13 protein-coding genes and 1 pseudogene are annotated in these 16,352 nt (G+C 69.4%); 10 read left to right on the top strand and 4 right to left on the bottom strand.

All coding sequences use genetic code 11. The features are described 5' to 3' along the window. Positions 1-306: 306 nt before the first annotated feature. From GEV43_RS41860 to GEV43_RS55630, 3 genes and pseudogenes are all read left to right on the top strand, one after another. Positions 307-1,260: an aldo/keto reductase gene (locus GEV43_RS41860; protein WP_160826235.1), complete on the top strand. Its 954-nt coding sequence runs from the start codon at positions 307-309 to the stop codon at positions 1,258-1,260. Positions 1,261-1,484: 224 nt separating this feature from the next. Further along, complete coding sequence (locus GEV43_RS41855; RefSeq protein ID WP_160826234.1) at positions 1,485-1,865, top strand: helix-turn-helix transcriptional regulator; 381 nt, start codon at positions 1,485-1,487, stop codon at positions 1,863-1,865. Next, positions 1,862-2,586: pseudogene (locus GEV43_RS55630) on the top strand (cation transporter). The gene GEV43_RS41855 and the pseudogene GEV43_RS55630 overlap by 4 nt, the downstream one beginning before the upstream one ends. A gap of 528 nt (positions 2,587-3,114) precedes the next feature. On the opposite strand, the gene GEV43_RS41840 reads toward GEV43_RS55630, so the two are convergent. Beyond that, positions 3,115-3,429 (bottom strand): hypothetical protein, encoded by a 315-nt coding sequence (locus tag GEV43_RS41840; RefSeq protein ID WP_160826233.1) that lies wholly within the window; start codon positions 3,427-3,429, stop codon positions 3,115-3,117. Positions 3,430-6,658: 3,229 nt separating this feature from the next. Between GEV43_RS41840 and GEV43_RS54335 the strand changes: the two genes are divergently transcribed. The 5 genes from GEV43_RS54335 to GEV43_RS48795 all read left to right on the top strand — a co-directional run bounded on the left by GEV43_RS54335 (position 6,659) and on the right by GEV43_RS48795 (position 11,621). Beyond that, a complete protein-coding gene (locus GEV43_RS54335; RefSeq protein ID WP_206681661.1) occupies positions 6,659-7,234 on the top strand; it encodes a hypothetical protein in 576 nt (191 codons plus the stop codon). Between the two features lie 120 nt (positions 7,235-7,354). Beyond that, complete coding sequence (locus tag GEV43_RS41830) at positions 7,355-7,813, top strand: hypothetical protein (RefSeq protein WP_160826231.1); 459 nt, start codon at positions 7,355-7,357, stop codon at positions 7,811-7,813. Between the two features lie 767 nt (positions 7,814-8,580). Beyond that, the gene (locus GEV43_RS41825; protein WP_160826230.1) at positions 8,581-10,071 is read left to right on the top strand and encodes a SulP family inorganic anion transporter; all 1,491 of its coding nucleotides are present in this window, start codon (positions 8,581-8,583) and stop codon (positions 10,069-10,071) included. Positions 10,072-10,130: 59 nt separating this feature from the next. Continuing rightward, the gene (locus GEV43_RS41820; protein WP_160826229.1) at positions 10,131-10,529 is read left to right on the top strand and encodes a MerR family transcriptional regulator; all 399 of its coding nucleotides are present in this window, start codon (positions 10,131-10,133) and stop codon (positions 10,527-10,529) included. 588 nt (positions 10,530-11,117) lie between these two features. Beyond that, a complete protein-coding gene (locus GEV43_RS48795; protein WP_206681660.1) occupies positions 11,118-11,621 on the top strand; it encodes a hypothetical protein in 504 nt (167 codons plus the stop codon). On the opposite strand, the gene GEV43_RS41810 is transcribed toward GEV43_RS48795, so the two are convergent. Continuing rightward, entirely contained in the window at positions 11,550-12,497 is a 948-nt protein-coding gene (locus GEV43_RS41810) for a hypothetical protein (protein WP_160826228.1), read from the bottom strand. The genes GEV43_RS48795 and GEV43_RS41810 overlap by 72 nt on opposite strands. A gap of 790 nt (positions 12,498-13,287) precedes the next feature. On the opposite strand from GEV43_RS41810, the gene GEV43_RS41805 reads away from it, so the two are divergent. Beyond that, the gene (locus GEV43_RS41805; RefSeq protein ID WP_160826227.1) at positions 13,288-13,497 is read left to right on the top strand and encodes a hypothetical protein; all 210 of its coding nucleotides are present in this window, start codon (positions 13,288-13,290) and stop codon (positions 13,495-13,497) included. Beyond that, a complete protein-coding gene (locus GEV43_RS41800) occupies positions 13,491-14,783 on the top strand; it encodes a tyrosine-type recombinase/integrase (protein ID WP_160826226.1) in 1,293 nt (430 codons plus the stop codon). The genes GEV43_RS41805 and GEV43_RS41800 overlap by 7 nt, the downstream gene beginning before the upstream one ends. 198 nt (positions 14,784-14,981) lie before the next feature. Here the strand turns inward: GEV43_RS41800 and GEV43_RS41795 are convergent, their stop codons facing one another. Both GEV43_RS41795 and GEV43_RS41790 read right to left on the bottom strand, forming a co-directional pair. Beyond that, positions 14,982-15,563 (bottom strand): NADPH-dependent FMN reductase, encoded by a 582-nt coding sequence (locus GEV43_RS41795; protein WP_160826225.1) that lies wholly within the window; start codon positions 15,561-15,563, stop codon positions 14,982-14,984. Positions 15,564-15,603: 40 nt separating this feature from the next. Continuing rightward, positions 15,604-16,344 (bottom strand): alpha/beta fold hydrolase, encoded by a 741-nt coding sequence (locus tag GEV43_RS41790; protein ID WP_160826224.1) that lies wholly within the window; start codon positions 16,342-16,344, stop codon positions 15,604-15,606. Positions 16,345-16,352: the final 8 nt, after the last annotated feature.

Raw genomic sequence — 16,352 nt, 5'->3', positions numbered from 1 at the left:
CCCAGCGCGAGGGGGGTCGAGGTCATACCCCCATAAGCGCGACCTTCTCCGGTGGCGGCGATCGCGGTCTCCTGGGATCGAACGATCCGAGTGGTGATGAGAAATGAGCACGACTGCGGGACGTTATCGACGGCCCTGGCGAGCCGCAGCAGGGCCGGCGCACCGTCTTCGCGGTCGGGGTGATCGTCAAGGCACCGCTGACGGCGATGCCGACACTGCGCCTGCCGAGCCGGTTGACGCCGCGGCCGACCGGGGCGTTCACCACAAGGCGCCACGGCCGAAGAACATGCAATGGAGGTAGGGGACATGACGAGCAAGACGCTGACAGCTCCGGCGGTGGCGCTGGGCACGTGGGCCTGGGGAGACAGCGGCGAGCTGGGCGACGGCTATTTCGGCAGTCAGCTGACCGCGCCCGGCCTGCGAGAGGTCGTCGAGAAAGCGCAATCGAACGGCTTCACCCTGTGGGACACCGCGGTGGTGTACGGCATGGGCCACTCGGAGACGGTGCTCGCTCAGGCGCTGAAGGGCTACGACCGGAGCGAGTACCAGCTGTCGACGAAGTTCACCCCGCAGATCGCGGGCGACGGCGACGATCCGGTCGCGGACATGCTGGAGCAGAGCCTCGACCGGATGGGCACCGACTACGTAGATCTGTACTGGATCCACAACCCCGCCGACGTGGCCCGTTGGACGCCGCTTCTGATTCCGCTGCTGGAAAGCGGCAGGATCAAGCATGTCGGCGTCTCGAACCACAACCTGAAAGAGATCGCTCTCGCCGATCAGATCCTCGGCGAGGCCGGCTTCCGTGTGGAGGCGGTCCAGAACCACTACAGCCTCCTGTACCGGAGCTCTGAGCGCGCGGGCATTCTCGACCACTGCCGCGAGCACGACGTGCGGTTCTTCTCCTACATGGTCCTTGAGCAAGGGGCGCTGACCGGCAGGTACAGCCCGGCCCATCCGTTGCCGGAGGGCAGCAGCCGGGCGGCCGTCTACAACGGCATCCTGCCCCAGCTTCAGACGCTGACGGACAGGATGCGGGCGATCGGCGAGGACCGAGGCGCGTCCGCCGCCGACGTCGCCACCGCCTGGGCCATCGCCAAGGGGGCCACCCCGATCATCGGGGTCACGAAGGCGAGTTACATCGACGGGCTGGTCCGAGCTCGCGGCATCGAGCTCGCCGACGAGGAGATCGCAGAGCTGGAGGCGCTGGCGGACGCGGCGGACGTCGACACGCGCGGCAGTTGGGAGCACGCCATGTAGCAGCCGTCGCCGGACCGACCGCGTGGGAAAGGAGGGGGAGATTCGTCCGCCGCTTCTGACGGCCGAACTCTCCCTCCCGGCCGGTACGAGTCGTTCCACGAGACCCCTCGCGGGTGAAGCTGGAGAGGTACTTCTCCCGGAGGGCCGGCGGCACGCCCCACCCTTGACGACTAATCCCCATCCCGGCATATCATCACGATATGGCGATTGATTCTGATTGTGGAATGACTTCGTTGGACGGGCTGGCGCCGGCGGCGGCGTTGTTCCACTCGCTGGCCGATCCGGTGCGGCTGTCGATCGTGCAGCGGCTGGCGCGGGGGGAGGCGCGGGTGGTGGACCTGACCCGCGAGCTGGGGCTGGCGCAGTCGACGGTGTCCAAGCATCTGGGCTGCCTGCGCGGCTGCAAGCTGGTCGCCTACCGCGCCGAGGGCCGTCAGTCGTTCTACTTCATCGCCGCCCCTGAACTGCTGGATCTGCTGCGCGCGGCCGAGCACCTGCTGGCCGCGACCGGCCGCGCCGTGGCGCTGTGCCCCACCTACGGCGCCACCGGCACCGGCCAGGTCGGGGCCTGCGCACCGCAGACCGCGGGGGCGGGGCGGTCATGACGGCCCTGTCGCTGGGGCCCTCGCCGCGGCGCCGGGCGGTACTGGCCCGCCGGGTGCGCCTGCTGGTGGCCGCCACCATCGCCTACAACCTGGGCGAGGCCGGCGTCGCGATCAGCGTCGGGACGGTGGCGTCCTCGGGCGCGTTGGTGGCGTTCGGCCTGGACTCGGTGATCGAGGTCGCCTCCGCGGCCGCGGTCGCCTGGCAGTTCTCGGCCCGGACCCCGAGCTGGTCGAGCGGCGCGAGAAGCGGGCGCTGCGGATCATCGCGGTCTCGTTCTTCGCGCTCGCCGCCTACGTGGCCGCCGACTCGGTCCGAGCGCTGGTCGGCGGGGGCGAGGCCGGACACTCCACCCCCGGCCTGGTGCTGGCCGCGCTCAGCCTGGTGATCATGCCGTTCCTCTCGCACGCGCAGCGGCGGGCGGGCCGCGAGCTGGGCTCGGCCAGCGCGGTCGCCGACTCCAAGCAGACCCTGCTGTGCACCTACCTGTCGGGCGTGCTGCTGGTCGGCCTGGCGGTCAACAGCCTGTTCGGCTGGACCTGGGCCGACCCGGTCGCAGCGCTGGTCATCGCCGCCGTCGCGGTCAAGGAAGGGCGCGAAGCCTGGCGCGGCGACACCTGCTGCGCCGTCCCCGCCGCGGCCGGGTCCACCGCCGCCGCGGCGGCCACCGGCGCCGACGCCGACTGCCTGTCCTGCCCGCCCGGGTGCGTCTGCTGCTCCTGATCGCGTCCCTTGACCTGCTTTCCCCTCAACGAACTCGGAGGACAACGTGGCGATCGCCGCGCTGGTCATTTCCCTGCTCTGGGTCGTGCTGGCGTTTGGGGCTGCGCAGTTTGCCGCAGTTCGAGTCCGGCGCGCTCGCCCGGCGGGCCCGGGCGTCTGCGTCTCGCGCGGCAGGTCCCCTTGGCGGTCGGCGAGTCGGGGTCAGCCGGTGAGTTCGATGGCGAACTTTTCGATGCGGGTGCGGATCTGGTCGCGGATGGGACGGACGGCGTCGATGCCTTGCCCGGCGGGGGCGTCGCGGTGTCCCGTCGGCGCCCGGGTTGGTCTGGCTCAGGGGTCGGTCTGGCCGTGTCTTCTGTTCGCGGGCCGGTACTTCAAGTCGGATCAGCGGTAGATCAGCATTCCGTGGTGGGTGCCGCCGATGCAGAAGAGGACGGGCCAGCCGGAAGTTTTGGTGTGCGACCGCGAGCGAGGTGCGGCCGTCCGGTGCGGTCCGCCCCTGCTTGCCGCAGGGGCGGACCGTCCTTCCTACGACAGATGCGTGATGGACACGGCGTTGACCCTGCCCCACGGGCAGTAGACGTAGGGGGAGGAGCCCAGTCCTCTCATCGTGCCGCTCGAGTTCGAGGCGCCCAGCGTGCACCACACCTCGACCTTCCACAGGTAGTTGCCGCGTGTGGTGCAGTGGCCGCGGCCCCACGTCCGCCCCTTGGTGGAGTAGCAGTCGGGAGTGGCGGCCTTGCTCTCTGCCGCAACAGCGACGGGGGCCGCAGCCAAGCTGACGGTCCCGGCCGCGGCCAGGGCAAGGGCGATCCCTGCGGCCTTGGTGCGTTGGGTGCGCATACAGACTCCATTCGTCCGGTGGTGCCTTCGATGGCGCTGCGCTTGGAGTTGCGCTGCCAGTAATGAGGCTCAGTCGCGGCTGCGCGGCCGACAAGATTCCCGACTGTTCGAGAACGTACGGGTTCGTACGGAGCGATATTCGCGCACCTCAATAGGGGTGTGTGAAACAGCGCACTCCGCGGACGGGAGTGGCGATCGCGGGCCCGAACGCCCGCCCCCCGCACCCGCCACAGCGCGCGCGGCGGGCCCCTGCGGTGGCAGCGGGGCGCGGCAGCGTCACCGCGTCCGGCACGGGACGAAGGCGAAGGCGACGGCGACCAGTGTGCCCTTGAGCCAGTGAACGGCATAAATGGCTCCGCATGAGGTGACGTGTCCGGCGTGGTGCCGGGATGGTTCACCAGCCCTTGGCCTCGCACTTGCGTGCGGTGTCGATGACCAAGCCCGAGACGACCGCGCACCAGGCCTGGTCTCCCGTTCTGTTCGGATGAAGTCTCAAGTCGGAACAGGTCGACGTTCCTGAGCAGTCCCGGTAGGTATCCGCCACTGACCGATGTCCGCACCTACCAGCCCTGCCCTCGCATCGCTGCGCGAACGCCACACTTGTCGCGACGAACCGTGTGCACCAGCGTTGATTTCCGGCACGGTTCGGGTAGAACCCGGTAGCCCAGCAGGAAGACGCGCTGAAGCAGTTGGCTATCGTGCCCCGCCACCGCGGACCCGTCCATGAGCAGGTCCACTTCCGCCTCCAGGAGCTCCTTGGAGTCGCGTTTGATGCCGCCGCTGTAGACGATGCTGCCGCGGATACATGTGGACGAAGCAGTTGGTGGCATTCGCTGAGGCGGACGGAGCGCCTCCCGGCATGAACAACGCCGTGGCGGTAAGTGAAGTTGATATCACGGCTCTCGTTCTGGAAGATTCCATTGGCTCCTTTGGCGCTCGTCTGCCCGGTTTCCTTGCCGAGTCGGTGCCCCGAGCCTCACCGCCGGGCGAACGAACGGGAAGGGTTCGCCGTGTAGGCCCCTGACCGACCTTGTCCGAGAACGTATTTTCGCAGGTCACAATCCAGTGCGGGCGGCTGTGACGACCCAGCGCCAGGGAAGTCCACCGTGTGTGAGCGGCCATGCGGGCGCAGGCCATCAAGGGCAGCTCGCAGGTAGGATGCGCAGTGTTCCGCACGTGCTTCGAGTCATTCCCTGACGGAAAGAACTGCCATGGGATCTGAGGATTCTTTTCCTTCTCCCCGCTGCCCGCAGGACGTCTCTGATTTCAAGAACGACCTGCGACGACTGAAGGCATGGTCGGGATTCTCGTACCGTGAATTGGAGCGGAGGGTCCAGGCCGCCGGAGATGTTCTGCCCGCCGCGACCATCGCCGACATGCTCAACCCCGCTCGCCCTCGGCTGCCACGAGAAGGACAGGTCCGGTCATTCGCCCGCGCCTGTGGAGGCACCGAGGAGGACCTCGAACCCTGGGTCTTGGCGCGCCGCCGGATCGCGATGAGCGATGCCGCACCCTCGTTGGCGGGGGAAGCGGCCAACGGGAATGGCGCGGGCTCTGCTGGCGAGAAGGCCCCGCCCACCGGTCGTCCCCGCCCGCAGGCCGATTCGACGACCATTCCTCCGAGCGGCCGAACCCCCGATCAGCGCCGACCGTCCGCTGCTCACCGTATGGCCTCGATCGCCGGATGCTGCACGGTGGGCGCCGCGTTAATGTTGACCGCGACAGCCAGCACCCCTCACCCTGGGGCGGCCTCCGGCCAGAAAGCCCGCCTGGCGTACGACCCGTCCTCCGTCGAATCCTCGCCTCGCTCGCCGGCACCGAGCCTGCCCGTCGCGGGACCGTACCGCATTCGCGCAGCGCATTCGGGTTTGTGCCTCTCCGAGCGTCGAGGCGCCAACAGCGGTCTCGTCCTACAGACCTCGTGCGCCCGGGTGTTCCCGCCAATGGCCCTGGAGCGACAGGCATCCGCCCGCTACCGCGTCATCATCGAACACCCTGGGTTCGGGCGGGGCTGCATGGGCATCTCCGAGGCACGCGAGACCCCCGGAGCCTATGTTTTCAACGATCACTGCGGAGATGAGAACAAGGGCGCAGAGGACTTCTCTTTCACACCTGTTAGCAGCCCCAGGCCCGGCTACACCATTCGTGTAGTCCGCAACGGGCTATGTCTTGGATTCCCTGAGAACACTCTGTGAGACGGTGCGCCACTGTTCCAGATGCCGTGTGACGGCAGCACCGGCCAGGTGTTCACCGTAATACGGCGATAAGTGCCTGTGTCACAACCCGAACCATCGCGAATCGCACCTTGGATGCGTTGCCGGCAAGCGATAGGTGACCGGTCTGGCGAGGGTGTTGGGGCTGGCTGGGTCGTGCCGGTGGTGCTTGCATGGATGGGGGGTGCCGCGCCTTGGACCGGTGAGTTGGCGATGGTGCATGCGGCAGGCGCGGGACGTGGCGAACGGGCTGGTGGGCTGCGGTGTTGTCCGAGTTGCGGGCGGGACTTGCCGGGGTGGATGCGAGCTGATGCGAGGTACCGCAGTTCGGCTTGTCGGGCGCGGCACTGGCGGTGGGTGCGCAGTAGTCGGGAAGTGGTGGCGAAGCTGTTGGACGTCTCGCCGGAGTCACGGGCGCGGTGTCCGGAGTGCGGAACCGAATGGGTGATCGGTGCTGAGCGGCAGAGCAGCGCGATCTATTGCAGTCCGGCGTGCCGCACCCGGGCCTGGAGATCGCGGTTAGCCGTTCGCCGCGGCGTCACCGTGACGGAGTTGCGAACGGTTGAATGATCCTCGAACGCCCCGGTCTGACCTGGGGGAAACGGTCCTATATCCAGCCTGTTGTTACTTGTCGCGATCAAGCACACACTCACGGTCAAGCGTTTCCGGGCGGTCCGGGAACCCCGTGAAGGGAGCAGGGATGGACGTCCCTGCTAGCAAGGTAGGGCAGGTGAGCGCCGACCGATACGAGCAGTTGGTGGCCGAGGCGCGGGAGCTGGTCACTGCAGCGACCGCTGCGCAGTTCGGGATCGGTGACCGGGCGCTGGAGATCGAGCCGATGACGGCGGCCGGCTCGGGCGGGACCAGCGACGAGGCATGGGGCGTGACCCGGTCGCTGCAGCGGTTCGCCGACGACATCGGGATGGGCTTCCACTCGATCAAGGAGTATCGGTGGACGGCCTCGCGCTGGCCCAAGCAGTACCGTCGGTCTCACCGAGCTGGCATCGGTGGACACGATGGTCGACGACACACCGGCCGGACGGCTGAAGGCCGCCGCGATCGCACTCGGCTGCGCCGAGACCCAGGCCATGAACGCGACCACCGAAGCAGCCAAAGCCGGGCAGAGTGACGCGGCCCCGATCGCGGCCGAGACCGTCGCGCAGATGGTCGACCCGACCGGCCAGAACGGATGCGTGCAGGCAGGCTGGTGGCTCTGGCACGCCGACCGGCTCCGGCACGTCATGAACGGTCGCGCCGAGCCCGGCACCCTGGCCTGGGCCGCGACCGGAACCGCAGCCGCGCTATGGCGGTTGCTCGCCGCCCACGCCCATGCCGTCCACGGCGCCGTCGACCAGGCCGAGCACACCGCACACCGTGCCACCGAAACCCTTCACGACGTCCTAGGCTTCCTCAAAGACCTGGACGACACCGACTTCCTCAGCGGATACAAACCACCCGAGCAAGACCGAACCACTCACCCCGAAGAGCCCCGCCGTCATGGACGGCGGGGCTCGGCCGTCTCCACACACAACTCACCGAAGATCATTCACCCCAGGGCGCTACTGACGCCATCGCGTATCGAAGGGTCGTGAGTTCGTCGCCCTGACGCGGGTTGGAAGCCCGTAACTGGCCGCGGTGATGGATGGCATGGCAGGCTCCTCTTCGTGGACCACCCGAGACCTCAGTCGCCGATGCGTCTTCGGGGACTTGTGGTGCCGGCCCTGCTGGTGGAGATGCTGGGCGATGGACGTTGGCGTCACCCCAGCGAGCAGGCACTCGACAGGGTCGTGCCCTGGAGGGACGAGCCAGTGCAGTTGTTCATGACGATCGACCAGATGGAGAGGGAAACGGCAGGGCTCTCCCGCGAAACTGAGGACGGCGAACTCGCGCGGATGTTCTGGGTGGCCCGGAGAGGCGCTCAGCCCGAGCCCGTCGAGTTGCCCTGGCTCGACCTCGACCGCGCTCTCCTGGTCGGCGGAGCCCGATACTCCGACTGCATCGCGATCGCGCTGGACTATCGCACCGACGCGGAGGACCCTCAGGTGGTCGTCTTCGGCGAGGAGATGGTCGACCTCCACCAAGGAAGTCGGGGGTTTGTGGGATGGCGCGTCGTCGCGCCGACCTTCCCGGCATTCGTTGCGGCCCTGAACCTGTCGGAGCCGGCGGACTGAATCACCACCCCGGGGCTGGCAGCCCGGGTTGTGACACAGGCACTAAGGACCCGCGCCAAGGATCTCTGGCGTGTGGGGAGGTCGAGCCCGACGGCTCCGAGATCGTTAGATTGGCATGGTTGAGGGTGTGGCGTTCGGTGCGTTCTCGCCCCACCGGCCAGATCACGGCCGATCCACCCTGTGCGTCCGGTCGGGTTGAGCGGCCACCCGTCGGCGTCGACGGGGAACGGGATGAGCGCGTTCGCGCGGCGCGTGGGCAGGTCGGGCAGCGCGGCCGGGGCGATGCACGGCTCGGCCCAGCCCGCGTGCACGGAGGCGTCCAGGCCCGCGCCGGGGCGCAGCTCGGGCGGGGTGATGTCCACTGGCGCGTACGCCGGGTACGGCGTCTCCCACGACCGCAACTCCACCTGCGGCGTGCTCGGCGCGGACGGCGCGGACGGCGCGGGCGGCAGGGTCGGCGCGGCGTCGCGGCCGCGGTGGATGACGGGCTTGTCCAGGTCCCGGTGCGTCAAGGCGACGGGCAGACCGTCCTCCTCCGCCAGGATCGTGGCCACCAGATCCCCCACGCAGGCGTGGTCTCCGCCTCGCATCCAACTCTTCCGTCACGTTAGAGTAGAGATCGTTCGACGGTCCGCCGCCGGCCACGGTCACGCGGGGTGGACCTTCCGGCAGACGACCCGGCGATCTGGACGCTGTCGTCCCCGTTGCCTGCCGCCTTGGGGTGTGCCGCTGACCGGCGCGCCCTGGTTCCCTGTGTCTGGAGTGTCTTGTCTCTGCCTGTCGTGCTGTCCCGCCACGTGGCGTCCGGGATCCCGATCACGCCTCGGCTGCTGCGCACCGAGGTACTGGCCGGGCTGGTGGTCGCGCTCGCGCTGATCCCCGAGGCGATCTCGTTCTCGATCATCGCCGGGGTGGATCCGACCGTCGGGCTGTCCGCCTCGTTCACCATGGCCGTCACCATCGCCATCGTCGGCGGGCGACCCGCGATGATCTCCGCCGCCACCGGTGCGATCGCCCTGGTCGTCGCGCCGCTGACCCGCGAGCACGGCCTCGGGTACCTGATCGCCGCGGTCATCCTCGGCGGCGTGTTCCAGGTGCTGCTCGGGGCGCTGGGCGTGGCGCGGCTGATGCGGTTCGTGCCCCGGTCGGTGATGGTCGGCTTCATCAACGCGCTGGCCATCCTGATCTTCATGGCGCAGGTACCCGAACTGCGGGACGTGCCCTGGCCGGTCTACCCGCTGGTCGCCGCCGGACTGACGCTCATGGTGCTGTTCCCGCGCCTCACCAGGGCCGTCCCGGCGCCGCTGGTGTCGATCGTCATCCTCACCACCATCACCCTGGCCGCCGGGATCGCCGTGCCCACGGTCGGCGACAAGGGCGCCCTGCCGTCCTCACTGCCCACCCCGGGCCTGCCGGACGTGCCGTTCACCCTCGACACCCTCACCCTCATCGCGCCCTACGCCCTGGCGCTCGCGCTCGTCGGCCTGATGGAGTCGCTGATGACCGCCAAACTGGTGGACGACCTCACCGACACCCACTCGGGCAAGACCCGCGAGTCCATCGGGCAGGGCATCGCCAACATCGTCACCGGCTTCTTCGGCGGCATGGGCGGCTGCGCGATGATCGGCCAAACGATGATCAACGTCAAGAACGGCGCCCTCACCCGGATCTCCACCTTCCTGGCCGGGGTGTTCCTGATGGTCGGCTGTATCGTCTTCGGCCCGATCGTCTCCGACATCCCCATGGCCGCGCTGGTCGCCGTCATGATCCTGGTCTCGGTCGGCACCTTCGACTGGCACTCGATCCGGCCCGCCACCCTGCGCCGCATGCCGCTCGGCGAGACGTCCGTGATGGTGATCACCGTGGCCGCGGTGGTCGCCACGCACAACCTGGCCATCGGCGTGGTCGTCGGCTCCATCACCGCCATGGTCATCTTCGCGCGGCGGGTGTCGCGGCTGGTGAACGTCTCGGCCGTGGTCGACCCCGACGGCGGCCAAGCCGTCTACGCGGTCACCGGCGAACTCTTCTTCGCCTCCAGCAACGACCTGGTCACCCAGTTCGACTACGCCGGCGACCCCGGCCACGTCGTCATCGACCTGACCGACGCCCACATCTGGGACGCCTCCAGCGTCGCCACCCTGGACGCCGTCACCGCCAAGTACGCCCAACGCGGCAAGACCGTCGAGATCATCGGCCTCAACCAGCCCAGCGCCCACATGCACGGCACCCTGTCCGGCGAGCTGACCGCAAGCCATTGATCGGCGAACAGGACCGCGCTCCTCTCGGCCCTAAGATGTTCCCGCTGAAAGGGGGCGCAATGGGGCAGGTGCGGATGCAGATCGGCGAGGTCGCCGAACAGACCGGCCTGAGCCTGCGCACCATCCGCTACTACGGCGAGGTCGGACTGGCCCCGCCCACCGCCCGCTCATCGGGCGGATTCCGCCTCTACACCGACGACGACGTCGCCCGCCTCCGGGTCATCATGCGGATGAAACCCCTCGACTTCAGCCTGGAGGAAATGCGCGACCTGCTGGAGATCCTCGACCGGCTCAGCGCCCCCGACACCTCCGGCACCGAACGCGCCGGCCTGCTCGACCGGCTGGCCGACTACCACCATTTGGTCCAGGAACGCACCGCCAAGATCCGCGCTCGCCTCACCGACGCCGAACAGTTCACCGCCGAACTGTCGGCCGAACTCGACAGCCACCGCTGCTGACCACAGCTTCTGAACAGCCCGGCGGCGAGGGCACGATCCGTGGCTGCTTGTTTCACAGGCGAGGACCTATGAAACACCTCGCCCGGCGGAAACCCTCCAGGACGAGCACCGTTTCACGGGTTGCTCCATACGAGTGGATACGCGAAACGCTCACATGTTCCGCTCGCGGTTGAACGATGCCGACTCCACTCGCGTGAAACCCCACGTCTGCCCCATGTCCACCTGCGCCGCCCCGCCCGTATCGCCGGGCCGCACCGGCAAGGGCAAGGTGGCCGTCCAGCACCACACCGCACGGTTCCAGCTCGTGCCGTCCCTTGGCCAAGGCCCTGGGCGTTCCCACCCCGCCGTGCGCAAGCCCGGCATGGTCCGGGTCGAACCGCCGTGCCCTGCGGCCGCCGGTACCGAACCGGCCGGGCGCCTGCGGATCGGCCACACCCGCGCCTCAACCGCCCGCCAATCCCTGGACGCCCAGCTCGACTCGGCTCCGGAAGGAAGGAGTCACCCGGATCTTCCACGAGAAGATCTCCACCCGCGCCACCAAACGGCCCGAGCGTCGAGCCATAGGGCTCGCACGAACCGTCCGGGATCGTGTTCATCGTGCTAGCGGGCATGTCGGGGATGGAACGCGAGTACATCCGCGACCGCACCCTGGAAGGCCACGAATCCGCCCGCACCCGCGGCAAGACCATCGGCGGAGCCAGCGGCACCGACGACGCCATGCTGTCGCACGCCCTCCACCTGCGAGACCAGAACATGAGCCTGCGCGACATCGCCGCCTGCCTGGTCATCACCAAAGGAAAGAAGAAGGGCCAGCACTCATCACCCGCCATCGTCCTGCGCATGCTCCGCGAGCACGGCCAGCAGGCAGCAAATGCCGGCGCGCTCTCATCCCGCAGCACTGACCAGGCTCAACTCACTCGCGTGTACCTGGTGACAGCTTCATTAACGACAGGCCTACTCAGGGGGCCGACCACGGCCGGTGTGTCACCGCCGTCGAAAACGGCCCCCGAAGAGACGACGTCAATTTGCTTCGGATGCGCCGTCCGGTGGGTCAGGGGTGCCGCGGAGGGCGGCGAGTTCGCGTTCCAGTAGGGCGGCGTGGTGTTGGGCCGCGCGGGTGCGTTCTTGTTCGGCTGCGGCGCGTTCGCGTTGCTGGGCGGCGTCGAGCCGCAGGGCTTCCAGGTCGGCACGAACAGTGTCCAGAACCGCGGTAGCGGCGCTGGCCTCCGCAGTGGCGGCGGCCGCACGTTCGCGGTCGTTGGCGGCTTGTTCGGTGGTTGCGGCGAGTTCGCGTTGGGTGGCCCGCAGTTGCGTACGCAGGGTGGCGAGTTCGGACGCGGCGGTCTGTGCCGCGTCGCGGGCCTGCTGTGCCGCGGCCTCGGCGGCGGTACGCACCTCGGCGAGCGCTGCCTCGGCTCGTTCGGCGCGGGCGTTGGCCTCGGCGAGTTCGCTCTCGCGGGCTTGCAGGGCGGCCTTGTCCTTGGCGTGGTCTCGGGCGAGGCGGTCGCGTTCCGCTGTGACCGCGTGTAGTCCGCGTTCGGCGGTCTGCTGTCCGGCGCGGGCGGTTTCGGCGTCCCGGGCGGCCTGAGCGGCCTGCTGCTCGGCGCGGCCGCGGGCCAGGTCGTGCTCGGCGACCCGCGCGTCTGCCTCCCGCTGCGCCTTGGCGACACGTTCATCGGCAAGCCGGTGCGCCTCGGCGGCCCGCCCATCGGCGGCCTCAGCGAGGGCCAGCGCCGTCTCGGCGCGCTGGTCGGCCGCGCGGATCCGGCGGGCGGCGGCCTCGGTGGCCTTCCGGTCCGCCTCGTCGGCGCGTTGCTCGGCGTCGGCGACGCGCTCCAGCAGTTCGGCGTTGATCTGCTCCAAGCCGTCTTCGGCATCCAACGCGGCCTGGAGCGACCGGGCCTGCTCGGTGTGCTCGGCGAGCAGTCGGGCCAACGTGTCCAGGGCAGGCCCGGCCTCGTCGGCCAAGACCTGCCGGCGCCGCTCGGTCGCGGCGCTCGCGCGGCGGCGGGCGTCACGGCGGGCGTTGCTGGCCTGAACCGCACAGGTACGGGGCGCCGGGCAGTACTTCAGCGGCTTCCCCCACGCCTCAGCCGGGCGGCAGATCCCGGCCGCAGAAACCGCACCGGCCGTACGGGGCGGGATCAGCCTGCGAGGCCGATGTGCCCCGCTCGGCGTCCGGCCGCGCGGCCGACTTGGAGCCGGGGCCGGTTTCTCCCTCTTCCCGCGCCTGGTCGAGTACGGCGCTGGCCGGCTCTTGCCGGGTTCCGGGGACGCTCGCCAGTACTTCACCTGCGCCGTCGGCTGCGCGGCCCCCACCTGGCTGTTCGGGCCTCTCATCGCCATCAGACATGATCACAAGCCTAGCATTCGATCAGATTAATCAATCACATCAAGATTGGATCGAATTGATGGGATAGTTGAGGAAGGCCTGAGACCACTTAAGGGTTATTAAGCGGTCTGCTATGGTCTCCGTTCGGAGGGGAGGGGAGGTGACCGTGAGATGCCCTGCCGACGCGAAGGGGACCGAAGCGAGCGCGCGGGCCCGTGGCCGCGCCTCATAACGATGCTCACCTGGACGCCAAGCATCCCTGCATCAAGAGCAGTTCCCGCGATGCCCGGACGCCTTGCTTCCGCGCTCCACTTGCTCCGCGATCGGTGCGGCGGTCCGTACGTGCGTGCAAGGCGCGCGGAAACGAGTCAGTCGACCTGCACCCGTTCGTTCCTGCTCAGCGCTCACCGGAGGTTCTGCACAGCCATGACCGGCACCATGTCCCGAACGGGGACGTCGTTCGCCGCGCACCGGCCCGAGATACTGCGGCCGTCCTCCACGAGGACCTCGCAATGGCGATGGTGCCATCTGGTGCGCCGTCCGACGTTCGGCCTGGAAGGTCCTGGAGGCGTTGACCTGCGGGTGCGGATGATCGACGGGACGACCGGCGTACGGCCCGCGGAGGACGGATGCTGACCGGACGGCTCCTCGCCGCTGGGAGCGGGAACGGCGAACTGGCCCGCGAGATCCCGCCGCTGCTGCACGATGCGCTCAGCACCTTGGATGCCGACCTCGGCGACCGCTTCGTCGGCTGGGTGCCGTCCCCGAACGGCCCGAAGACCCGCCGCTACCGACGCCGCCTGGAACTGCTGGCCGAAGCGGTCGAGCCGGACACCCTTCAGGTGGTGATCCGGTGGCTGGCCTCGGCGCATCGCGGTTCCACCGCCACCCGCCGCGGCTACTGCGACGACCTGCTGGCGGTGTGGGCACCGCTGGCCCGCGAACTGGGCCACCAGCAGTGGGCGTTCGGGCAATTGACAACCGCGCACCTGGAGATGTGGCGGCTGCGGATGAGCGAACGCGGCATCGCGCCGCGCACCATCAACCGGTACGTCGCCACGCTGTCCAGCCTGTACAGCTACGCCGCCGGAGTGCTGGACCCGCCGCCGCGCAACCCGGTCACCGAGGACGTACGCCCCCGGATCGACCAGGCCGACGCCTCCACAGCCACCCCGATCCTGGAGAAGGAAGAGGTCGCCAAGGTCGCCGCCCAGGCGAGCCGGCTGGCCGACCTGGTCCTGATCGTTCTGCTGTACGTGCTGGCTGGACGGGTCACCGAGATCTGCCGGGCCGATGCGAACGATCTGCGCATCCAGGGCCGCCGCACGTTCCTGCGAGTGCGCCGCAAGGGCGGTGAGGTCCGCGACCTGGAGATCCCGCACTTCCTCGCCGACCTGCTCGAACTCTATCTGGACGGCCGTACCGAGGGCCCACTGCTGCGCAACAGCCAGGGCGGACGGCTGGACCGGCACGGAGCCCTGTGGATCAGCAAGAGCCTCGGCCGCGCCGCCGGCGTGCTGAACGGCCACGCCACCGCCGACGGGGTGGACGGCCGCGACCTGACCCCGCATGTCTGGCGCGCCTCCCGCATCACCCACATGCTGGACGCCCTCTACCAGCAATCCGGCGAACAAGGAGTCATGGCCGGACTCGCCCAGGTGATGGTCTTCGCCAACCACAAGAGCCCCCAGACCACACTGCGCTATTGGGTCCGCCGCTCCCAGGCCGACCGCAACGCCGAACTCGCCCACAGCGGTGAACAAGTCCTAGCCAACGTCCTCCAGCAGTGGCTCAACCAGACCAACGACGCCCATAGCGCAGCCCACCTGTTCGCCAGTTCACCGGCCCCCACCGCCCCACACCCGGACCGCGACAACACCCGGACTGACCCGATCCACAACCGAAACAGCGATCCGCGCTGACGGGGGGGGCGGCTGGAAGGCATCAGAAAGGGAGCACGGCCTGACGGTTGGTCGTGGGGTGATCGGCGCCGGGATGGGCGGTCCTGGGGATTGCGGGTGACCTCGATCCAAGGACAAGCCGGCCGGCCTGGTCAACACTGCGGAGCGTTATCAAGGGCGGTGTCGGGGGGCTTGGCCTGCCGACGCGGGTGAGGGGTTTCAGGAGGGGCTTGGGGTTGCGCTGGCTCGGGTCTGGGCGAGGGCGTTGCTCCATGGCAGGAGCTGGTCGAGCATCGCCGCAAGGGCGGGGCCCTGGTGCTCGCCGGGGGTGAACTTGGCGCCGAAGTCGGCGAAGTCGGTGCGCATGTTCAGGGTGACCTGTGGGGCGACGTCGGCGAGTTGCAGGGCGCCCAGGACCGGACGCAGGGCCTCGACGGCGCGCACTCCGCCGTCCATGCCGTAGGAGACCAGACCGACGGCCTTGTTGTTCCATTCGGCGTAGACGCGGTCGAGGGCGTTCTTCAGCACGCCGGGGAAGGAGCGGTTGTACTCGGGGGTGATGATCACATAGCCGTCGTAGGCGGCGACGGTCCGGGCCCATTGCTGGGTGTAGGGGTGGGTGTAGCGGCCCATGGCGGGCGGGAACGGTTCGTCGATCTGTGGCAGGTCGACCTCGGCGAGGTCGATCAGTTCGTAGTCCGCGTCGCCGCGCTGTCGTGCCTGCTCCAGAACCCAGTGCGCGACGCGTTCGCCGGCTCGTCCGGTGCGGGTGCTGCCGAGAATGATGCCGATCTTCGTCATGATGCCTCCGATGGCTTGAGGGGGACCGTCGGACGGGTCGTCAGCGGTCGGTGGACGCGAGGAAGGTGTCGAGGGCGGCGAAGACCGCCTCCGGCTCCTCACGGAGGGGGAGGTGTCCCGCGCCGGGGATGAGGTGGAACCGCGAGTGCGGGAACGCGGCGGCGTACGCGCGGCCGTACTCGGGGGTGGCGACGGTGTCGTTCCCGCCCCAGATCACCAGCACCGGATGGGTGACGGCGGCGAGGCGGGGCAGCAGGTCGGGGTCGGCCAGGTCCGGACCGGCGTAGGTGCGCAGGGCCGCCATCGACGCGGGGGACGGCCCGCGCCCCGGGGCCTCCGCAGGGGCGGGGGCTCCTGGCGGTGGCCCGGTGGGCGCGGTGACCGGGTGCCCGGGCACGGCGGGGCCGATGGCGTCCATGAGGACGAGCCGGGAGATCCGGCCCTGCCGGTCGTCCAGGGCGGTCTGGGTGGCGACCCAGCCGCCGAAGGACGTGCCGATCACCGTCACGCCGGTGAGGTCGAGGTGGTCGAGCAGGTCCAGGTAGGCGGCGGCGAGACCGGGCACGGAGTCCAGGTCGTCGGGCCGCGCGGTGCCGTCCCAGCCCGGATGGGTGGGCGCCACGACGGTGTGCGTCGCCGCGAGGTGGTCCGCCAGGGGCGCGACGCCGGCGGGGCCGGGGCCGCCGTGCAGCAGCAGGACCGGGCTGCCGCGGCCGGCCTCGCGCACGTCGAGGTCGAGGCCGGGCCGCACGGGGACGGAACGGGGAGCGGGCATCGTCATCAACTCCT

It is taken from the genome of Actinomadura sp. J1-007 (assembly GCF_009793335.1).
Taxonomy (GTDB): Bacteria; Actinomycetota; Actinomycetes; order Streptosporangiales; family Streptosporangiaceae; genus Spirillospora; species Spirillospora yumaensis.
Note: the sequence above shows the minus strand (reverse complement) of the source record. Positions and strands in the feature narration are given on the sequence as shown.